Consider the following 8143-nt stretch of genomic DNA (forward strand, 5'->3'; position numbering starts at 1 on the left):
GCGAGGTGCCGAGTGGTGGGGCAAGAGCCCTTTGGTTACTTTGGGGCTTTTCCAAAGTGACCCGCCGTAAGGGCGGAACCATAAGCCTCCGTTACCGAAGCCCCGGATATGCACTCGCTCAACATCAATCACGAGCCGGCACCGCCCTGATCACCGCCCTCGGCCCAGCCCCCGGAATCGCCTTCTCCACCGACGGCAACTGCGGCGCCTGCACATCCGGCATTGCCCAACTGCGCTCCGGCTGCAAGCCTCCCTGGGCGCGGCGCATGAACTCATAGCGGTTCAACGTGATACTGCGCCCCGCGCCACTGTCGCGAATGATGTAGGGGCGCAAAAACACCATCAGGTTGGTCTTGTTCACACTGCGCTTTTCATTGCGAAACAACGCGCCCAACCCCGGGATATCCGACAGCCACGGCACCGCGTCATTGCTCTGGCTGTAGCCGTCCTGCAACAACCCGCCGAGCACCATGATCTGCCCGTCGTCCAACAGGATGCTGGTATCGATCGCCCGCTTGTTGGTCACCGTGCCCGCGTCCACCGACGCCCGCGCGTCCACGCTGCTGACTTCCTGGTAGATATCCAGCTTCACCGTGCCGCCTTCGGAAATCTGCGGGCGCACGTTGAGCTTGAGCCCCACTTCTTCGCGCTGCACGGTCTGGAACGGGTTGTTGCTGGTGCCGCCGCCGCCCGTCACATAGCTGCCGGTGACGAACGGAATGGTCTGCCCGACAAAAATGCTCGCGGCTTCGTTGTCCAGGGTCAACAGGTTCGGTGTCGACAGCACGTTGGTGCCGCCCTTGCTCTTCAAGGCGCGAGCCAGCACTTTGAGGTCGAGCACCTTGCCGATCCCGGGGATGTCGACGCTGCCATCGACCAGGCCGATATTCAGGCCCTTGGGCAGCACATCGATGCTGGTCTTGCTGGTCGACGTGCCATTCACCCCGCTGCCCCCCAGGTTCACCCCGCCAAAACCGCCCTTGCCGCCGAGGTTGCCGGCCTGCCACTGCACGCCGAATTCGCTGGCGTCGTCTTCGTTGACTTCGACGATCAGGCTTTCGATCACCACCTGGGCGCGGCGCTGGTCAAGCATGTCGATCACTTCGCGCAGGTTGCGGTACAGCGGGTCCGGCGCGGAGATCAGCAAGGTGTTGGTGGTGGCGTCGGCCTGGATCGTCACGCCGCCGGCGCTGAACGCGGTGTTCTGATCGCTGGGGCTGCTGCCGGTCGCCGGTTTGTCCTGGCTATACCCGGCCTGCACGCCGCTGCCGGTGGGCGTGCCGCTGCTGTTCTGCGCGGTGCTGTTGCCCTGGGTGCTCTGGGCATTGCCGCCCATGGCACTGAGCTTGCCCCGCGCCTCGTCGCTGACGCCAGACTCGCTCTCGCCGGTGAGCAAGCCGCGCAGCGACTGTGCCAGCTTGCCGGCCTGGGCGTTGCGCAGGTAGACCACGTGCATGTTGCTCGGGTTGCTCTGGGCATTGTCGAGTTTGTAGATCAGGTTGCGCGCCAGCTCGGTACGCTCGGGGCTGCCGGAACGGATGATGATCGAGTTGGAGCGCGGGTCACCGATCACGTTGATCTTCTGGGTCTGGTCGGCGCCCTGGGTTTCCAGGAGTTCGCTGACCATGGCGGCGATGTCCACGGCGATGCCGTTCTGCACCATCACCACGTCGGTGTCGATGGCGCTGGGGGTGTCGATGCCGTCGATGATCTGCGCCACCCGTGCAAGGTTTTCCGCGTAGTCGGTGATGACGATGCTGTTGTTGCCCGGGTAGGCGTTGATCGGGTTGTTCGGCGACACGATCGGGCGCAGCACCGGGATCAGGTTCACCGCGTTTTCGTATTGCAGGCGAAAGGTGCGGGTCTGCATGCCGCTACTGCCGGCGCTGTAGATCGGCCCGCCGAGCAACTTCGCATCGGCCTCCGGCACCACCTGGGCCACGCCGCCGACGTCGACCACGCTGAAGCCCTGCATGCGCAGCGCCGCCAGCAGCATGTCGTAGGCTTGATGCGCCGGCACCTGGCCTTCGCTGACCAGGGTCAGGTTGCCTTTGACTCGAGGGTCGACCAGAAACTGCTGGCCGGTGGCACGGGACAGCGCGCGCACCACCGCCTGGATATCGGCATCGACAAAATTCAACTGCACCGGCTGATCGCCCAGCGGGTTGCGCGCCTTGACCGCAGCCGGCGCGTGGCCACGGGCGCTGTTGGTCAGCGGGTGCTGGACGCGGGGCTTGGGCGCCGGCTCGCGCTGGCGCTCCAGCACGCTCTCGCTGCTGCGCCGGGTGTCGGCCAGGGGCTGGCCGAGTTCGCTGTCCACCTGCAACGGCTTGGTCGGCGACGGGGTGTTGCTGCACGCGCTCAAGGCCAGTAACAGCAGCGGCGCGACCTTGCGAAAAGGCGCAGGGTTGGGGACTGACCACTTCATGAAGCTTCCTTAGCGCCAAGCGCCTGATCCATGCGAACGGTCCCGGACACAGTGCCGGCCGAGTTGTCGATAGCGTCCGCGCTACGCTGCAAGCGCGCCTCGGACACCTCCAGGGAAAACGAACGGGGATTGCCCAGTAACCAGTCCATCACCGCATCGGCCGGCGCGTTGTCGAAGCTCAGGCGCCAGGCGCCGGCATCCAGCGCCTGCAACTGGTAACGACCTTGCAGGCCGGCGCTGTCCAGGGCCTGTTGCAGCGTGGCGGCATCAGCGGGCCGCGGCGCCGCGACGCCCTGCAACAGCGCGTGCAAGGTGGCAGCCTGGGTGCGCAACTTGGGGGTTTCGGCCTGCCAATACGCGATCGTCTTCAAGGGCGGCTGAATCAGCACCAGCCAGGTCAACAGACCTGCCAGCACCAGGCCGGCGCCGCTGAGCATGCGTTGTTCGCGCAGGGCCAGGCCGCTCCAGAACGCCTGGGCCTGGCTGCGTAGACGGCGCCACTTATTCATCGACGGCTCCCGGTTTTTCGGCGGTTTCCACCGGACCCAACGTCCAGCCATGCTCATCGCGGGTCGCGCTAAACCCGGCCTGGGCCAGCGCCGCTTGCCCATCGCCCGGCGCCGTCGGGCTACGGCCGTCGGCCAGCAAGCCCACGTGCAAGCGGCCCTGTTCGAAGCTCAGGTTGTCGACGTTGCCGACCATGAACGGCAGGCTGCTGCCGGCTACTTGCAGCAGGCTGCCAAAGCGCTGGGCGGGGTCGGCGGCGGCGCCGGTTTGGCGGGCGGCCAACTGTTGGCGGGCCTGCTGCAAGGGGTTGAGGATCACCGGTAATTCGGGGAAGGCCTGGCGCACCTGCTGGCTCAGCAGCGCCTTGAGCTGCTGGCCTTCGCCCGCCTGGCGCGCGGCGTACAGGTTCAGGCCCAGGGTCCAGACGGCAGTGGCCAGGGCGACAGCGGCCAGCGCCCTGCCCCAGCCACCGCTCGCCGGTGGGTTGAGGCGGCCGTGCAAGCCCCAGCCAGGCACGGCGCCACTCCAGCGTTGCGCCTCCGGCGCCAGCGGCACCTCCAGCCCTTGATCCAACACCTGTTGCCCGAGCGGATGCACCGCCGCTTGGTGAAGGCTATGGCGTGTCAGCAAATAACCGTCGTGCATGGCCGCGGCGCCGAGCGGCAAGGCATACGGCGCCGGGTACAAGCCTCGCAACCTGAACTGGCCCTGCGCCAACACCTGGCCCAGGCGCTCCAACCCGGCCTTGGACACCCAGGCCACCTGCACGCGCCCATCGCTGTCGCGCGGGCCGTGGGCCACCTGCATCTGCTCCACCGGCCCGAGGATCAACGCCTGTGCGGCACAGGCCACGGCGGCGGCGGTTTTGGTGGCGGCCAGCGGCGGCAGCTCGAGGCTGGTCGACAGGCTGTCGGCGGGGTGCAGAAAGCACTCCACCGACGGCTTGGACCAGCCCAACTGCTGCAGGCTTTCGCAACCCTCGCTCACCACGGCGCCGCGCTCCAGCCAGGCAAATTGCACCTGGCTGTCGACCGTCAGTTGATCGAGTGACGGCAAGCCGATCCGCAGGCGTTTCATGCGCCCACCCGCGACCAGATCACCTGGGGCCGGCGGTCTTCGGGGCGATGCAACAACGCGTCGATCGTTACCCGGCGCTGTTCACGGCGTACCTGGCCCTGCAGGCGAAACCACTCGCTGGTAATGCCCACCTGCACGCTGTCCACCGCCACTTGGGGCAGGTGCAGGCGGTTGACGAAATCGCCACGGTTGATAAACCAGCGCCCGCTGTCGCGCTCGGCCACCAATGCCTGGGCCTGGGCCAGGCTGAGTTCCGGCACCACCGCGCTGAGCACTTCGGCGCTGGCGGTATTGCCGTTGACCCAGGTATTGCCGGGCAGCACGCCGACGAAGGTCTGCAGACGTCGCAGCAGCGGCGGGTCGAGCCCTTCGATACCGCTCAGGTCATCCAGGCTGCGCAGCATCGGGTAGCGCGCCGGCAGCAGCGTCTTGTCGGTACGTTGATCATAGGAGGCGATCACTCGCCGGCTGATACGTCGGCTCACGGCCGGGTCGATGTCGATCAGGCGGCACAGGCGCTCGAAAGCTTGCAGTTGTTCGGCGTCCAGCCGCTGGCGATTGACCAGGTTGCGCAGGTTGAACTTGCCCTGCTCGTCCTCCAGGCGCCCTTCAAACGCCCCGCCCTGGGGCCGCGCCCACGGCTGATCGAGGCGCGTCAGCACGTCCTTCTGGCGCGCCTCCCACAGCAACAGGCGGCTGTGTTCCAGGCGACCTTGCAACAGCCACTGACCCTGAATGCGCAATTGCTCGGCCTCCACGCTGCGGGTGAATACGCTCTGGCGCGTGAGCATGGCGCCGGCGATCACCGCCACCACCGCCGCGATCAGCAACGCGCTGATAATCGCCATGCCGCGCTGCTTCGCCGCTGCGGGCGAATCCCGTTTCATCGCGCGCCTTACAGCTGCCAGGAGCCGATATCGGCATTCACGCCGTCGCCATCCGGCTGGCCGTCGGCGCCCAGGGAGAACACATCGACCTCGCCGTTGGCGCCTGGGTTGAGATAGTGATAAGGACGGCCCCACGGGTCATTGGGCAGACGGTCGAGGTAGGCGCGCCAGTTGCTGTTTTTCGCATCCGCCGGGCGTTCCACCAGCACTTTGAGGCCCTGGTTCATCGTCGGGTAAGTGCCGTGGTCGAGGCGATAGAGTTTCAGCGCCTGCATCAACCCGCCGATGTCCTGTTTCGCCGCGGTGGCCCGCGCCTGGTCCGGACGGTCGAGTACCTTGGGCACCACCATCGCCGCCAGAATCCCGAGAATGACCACCACCACCATGATCTCGATCAGAGTGAAGCCACGCTGGCCGCGAGGGCCTGGCAGTGGGGATGTTAGGCGTGCGATATCCATCTCGACATTCCTTGGCTTGAGTGCATTTCGGGGCGCAGTGTTGCAAGAACACATGTCAGTCGTATTGAAAATCCTCGGGAGTTTCGGTCGCCAATCGGTCAACTGCCAGCGCTAGGCTGCGCACCTGTTTCCAGGCTTTGAGAACGCCATGCGCAGGCACCGCAACGAGCGAGGTTTTACCCTGATTGAAGTGCTGGTGGCGCTGGCGATCATCGCGGTGGCCATGGCCGCGGCCGTGCGCGTGGCCGGGTTGATGACCCAGAGCAACGGCCTGCTGCGCGACAAGTCGATGGCGATGCTGGCGGCGCAAAGCCGGCTGGCGGAGTTGCAGTTGGAGGGGCGTTTGAGCAGCGGTAAGAAGACCTTCGCGTGCGATCAGGGCCGCTTGAAACTGCGTTGCGAGCAGACCCTCAGCAGCAGCCCCGACAGTCAGTTGGTGCAGGTCGATGTGCAGGTGCGGGACGCCAGCCGCGAGGCGCCGCCGTTGGCGCGCCTGGCGACGACCCTGGCCAGGCCGCAGGTCAAGGCCGAGTGAGGCGTGGCAATGCGGGCGCCTGCGGCAACGTGTCGAGCTGCACGCGCACCTTCTCGCCGCCGCGTTCGATCTCGACACCGTCACCCGCGATGGCCGTCAAGCGCACGCCGGGGCTGAGGCGCTCGCCGAGCAGAAAACTGCGCGGCGGGCCATCGTTGAGGCTGAGGATCGCCACCGCGCCCCGCGCTCCGGCCAAGACCCCCGAGACCTTGACCTGCAATGCCGTCGGCGCCGTGGAAAACCACTGCAACGCCGGGTTATCGCTGCGCGCCGCCAACACCTCGGCGGCCGCCGGCGGCGTGTGGGATTCGGCGGAAGTGAGCAGCAACGGCGTCCAGACCGCCACGCCGGCCAACGCAGCAACCACGGCCAGTGCCTGCACGCCGAGGGCGGGAGAAAAACGAAGGGCAAGTGCCATGGGTGGAGCTCCTGTTTGTCCGTGGCATCAGCCTACAGGCCAATTCGCACGTTTTTATTTCATAACCTCGCCAGCTTTCCAGGTGCCGCCCCATGAAACAGCAAGGTTTCACCCTGATCGAACTGATGGTGGTGCTGGTGATCATCGGCATTGCCAGCGCCGCCATCAGCCTGACCATCAAGCCCGACCCGCTGCACCTGCTGCGCAAGGATGCCGAGCGTTTGAGTCAGTTGCTGCAAGTGGCCCAGGCCGAAGCCCGCGCCGATGGGCGGCCGATCACCTGGCGCGCGGACGCCAAGGGTTTCCGCTTCAACCGTCGCAGCGATGACGGCCTCGGCGTGGAGTCATTCCAGGGCGACGCCCAACTGCGCCCGCGCCTATGGGAGAGCACGCCGATGCAGGTCACGATCGAGCCCCGGCAAACCTTGGTGCTCGACGCCGAATGGATCAACCCGCCGGTGCGGGTCGAGCTGTCCGACGGGCAACACCGCCTCAGCCTGCAACGTGATGCCGCCGGTTTGATGCGCGTGGTGAGCCAGCCATGAGTGCCTCGCAGAAAGGCTTTACGCTGATTGAGGTGATGGTGGCGATCATGCTGATGGCGCTGGTCAGCCTCATCGCCTGGCGCGGCCTCGACAGCGTGACCCGTGCGGATCAGCACTTGCAGGCCAGCACGGAACAGACCGAGGCGTTGTTGCGGGCGCTGAACCAGTTGCAGCGCGATCTCAACATGCGCGCCAGCGTGGAGCTGAGCGTGCCGGCTTCTCTGCAAGCCGATAAAACCAAGCCCAGCGGGTTGGCGGCGGTGACGGTGCGCAGTTCCGACAGCAAGGGCTTTCGCCTGGACGTGATCCGCAGCGCGCCGGTCGCGGCGGATGGGCTGCAACGGGTGCGGTGGTGGCTCAAGGGCGACAACCTGTACCGAGCAGCCGCACCGGCGCGGGATCGCTTTCCGTTGCCGGCGGCTAAGGATGGGGTGGTGGTGTTGACCGGGGTCAGTGATCTGCAGGTGCGGGTGTGGGAAGCGGACAAGGGCTGGCGGCAGTTGAGCGGGAATCGGCGGGAAGATCCGCTGGGGCTGGAGGTGAGCCTGGTGCGGCAGACGGCGCAGGGGGTGGAGCGGTATCGGCAGGTGGTGGGGCCGCTTTGGTAGGGGTGGGTGATGGGGGCATATTCGTTTTTTCGGTAATGGTGGCGGTTGAGTGCATATTCGTTTTTTTGGTAATGGCGGCGGTTGAGTACATATCCGTTTTTTTGGTAATGGCTGCTTAGGGTTCCGCTCTTACAGCGGGTCACTTTGGAAAAGCCCCAAAGTAACCAAAGGGCTCTTGCCCCACCACTCGGCACCTCGCCTAGGCTCGGTGTGCCCGAACGCAGGCATTACTCCGCGGGCCGCCGTCACGGGCCATCCATGGCCCGGGACGGCTAAACCGGCATCCCTGCCGGTTTACCCGCTGCGTAATACCTGCGTTCGGCCAGCGTGGTTTTACGGGGCGCCTAAGATCAAGATCAAGAGCAGATCAAAAGCAGATCAAAAGCAGAGCAAGGTCTATCTGATCTATGGAGATCCAAATGTGGGAGGGGGCTTGCCCCCGATAGCGGTGGGTCAGTCATGCATGAAGTGGCTGACATATTGCTATCGGGGGCAAGCCCCCTCCCACATTTTTGACCCGGTTCGGCTTCCAGGATCAGGTCGGCTATAAGGCCGCCTCGCTTTGGCTTTTGATCTTAGGCGAGGCACCGAGTGGTTTTACGGGGCGCCTAAGATCAAGATCAAAAGCAGATCAAAAGCAGAGCAAGGTCTATCTGATCTATGGAGATCCAAATGTGGGA

The 8143-nt window shown here is 65.4% G+C and carries 9 protein-coding genes; 3 read left to right on the forward strand and 6 right to left on the reverse strand.

The annotated features are described in order from the left end of the window. Positions 1 to 124 precede the first annotated feature (124 nt). The 5 genes from gspD to gspG are packed head-to-tail and all read right to left on the reverse strand — an operon-like array spanning position 125 to position 5357. Complete coding sequence (gene gspD / locus NR164_RS30010; RefSeq protein ID WP_256823653.1) at positions 125 to 2428, reverse strand: type II secretion system secretin GspD; 2304 nt, start codon at positions 2426 to 2428, stop codon at positions 125 to 127. Then, positions 2425 to 2937 carry a type II secretion system protein GspM gene (gspM, locus tag NR164_RS30015; protein WP_017849138.1) on the reverse strand — a complete coding sequence of 171 codons (513 nt, stop codon included), beginning with the start codon at positions 2935 to 2937 and terminating at the stop codon, positions 2425 to 2427. The genes gspD and gspM overlap by 4 nt, the downstream gene beginning before the upstream one ends. Further along, on the reverse strand, positions 2930 to 4012 hold the full coding sequence (gene gspL, locus NR164_RS30020; RefSeq protein WP_256823654.1) for a type II secretion system protein GspL: 1083 nt from the start codon (positions 4010 to 4012) through the stop codon (positions 2930 to 2932). The genes gspM and gspL overlap by 8 nt, the downstream gene beginning before the upstream one ends. Beyond that, a complete protein-coding gene (gene gspK, locus NR164_RS30025) occupies positions 4009 to 4899 on the reverse strand; it encodes a type II secretion system minor pseudopilin GspK (RefSeq protein ID WP_256823655.1) in 891 nt (296 codons plus the stop codon). The genes gspL and gspK overlap by 4 nt, the downstream gene beginning before the upstream one ends. Positions 4900 to 4907: 8 nt before the next feature. Further along, a complete protein-coding gene (gene gspG, locus NR164_RS30030) occupies positions 4908 to 5357 on the reverse strand; it encodes a type II secretion system major pseudopilin GspG (protein ID WP_057004376.1) in 450 nt (149 codons plus the stop codon). A gap of 148 nt (positions 5358 to 5505) precedes the next feature. Here gspG and gspI point away from each other — a divergent pair, with 148 nt between their 5' ends. Next, complete coding sequence (gspI, locus tag NR164_RS30035) at positions 5506 to 5892, forward strand: type II secretion system minor pseudopilin GspI (RefSeq protein ID WP_046489240.1); 387 nt, start codon at positions 5506 to 5508, stop codon at positions 5890 to 5892. Here gspI and NR164_RS30040 read toward each other — a convergent pair. After that, entirely contained in the window at positions 5879 to 6310 is a 432-nt protein-coding gene (locus NR164_RS30040; protein ID WP_079444148.1) for a type II secretion system protein N, read from the reverse strand. The genes gspI and NR164_RS30040 overlap by 14 nt on opposite strands. A 92-nt stretch (positions 6311 to 6402) precedes the next feature. On the opposite strand from NR164_RS30040, the gene gspH reads away from it, so the two are divergent. Then, positions 6403 to 6855, forward strand: coding sequence for a type II secretion system minor pseudopilin GspH (gene gspH, locus NR164_RS30045; protein WP_057004377.1), 453 nt, complete (start codon positions 6403 to 6405; stop codon positions 6853 to 6855). After that, positions 6852 to 7463: a type II secretion system protein GspJ gene (locus NR164_RS30050; RefSeq protein WP_017849131.1), complete on the forward strand. Its 612-nt coding sequence runs from the start codon at positions 6852 to 6854 to the stop codon at positions 7461 to 7463. Before gspH ends, NR164_RS30050 begins: the two co-directional genes overlap by 4 nt. Positions 7464 to 8143: the final 680 nt, after the last annotated feature.

The sequence above is a fragment of the Pseudomonas sp. Pse79 genome, assembly GCF_024519615.1.
GTDB lineage: Bacteria > Pseudomonadota > Gammaproteobacteria > Pseudomonadales > Pseudomonadaceae > Aquipseudomonas > Aquipseudomonas veronii.

Coding starts and splice junctions, on each gene's coding strand:
- gspD (WP_256823653.1), bottom strand. CDS start 2,428: ATGAAGTGGTCAGTCCCCAACCCTGCGCCTTTTCGCAAGGTCGCGCCG.
- gspM (WP_017849138.1), bottom strand. CDS start 2,937: ATGAATAAGTGGCGCCGTCTACGCAGCCAGGCCCAGGCGTTCTGGAGC.
- gspL (WP_256823654.1), bottom strand. CDS start 4,012: ATGAAACGCCTGCGGATCGGCTTGCCGTCACTCGATCAACTGACGGTC.
- gspK (WP_256823655.1), bottom strand. CDS start 4,899: ATGAAACGGGATTCGCCCGCAGCGGCGAAGCAGCGCGGCATGGCGATT.
- gspG (WP_057004376.1), bottom strand. CDS start 5,357: ATGGATATCGCACGCCTAACATCCCCACTGCCAGGCCCTCGCGGCCAG.
- gspI (WP_046489240.1), top strand. CDS start 5,506: ATGCGCAGGCACCGCAACGAGCGAGGTTTTACCCTGATTGAAGTGCTG.
- NR164_RS30040 (WP_079444148.1), bottom strand. CDS start 6,310: ATGGCACTTGCCCTTCGTTTTTCTCCCGCCCTCGGCGTGCAGGCACTG.
- gspH (WP_057004377.1), top strand. CDS start 6,403: ATGAAACAGCAAGGTTTCACCCTGATCGAACTGATGGTGGTGCTGGTG.
- NR164_RS30050 (WP_017849131.1), top strand. CDS start 6,852: ATGAGTGCCTCGCAGAAAGGCTTTACGCTGATTGAGGTGATGGTGGCG.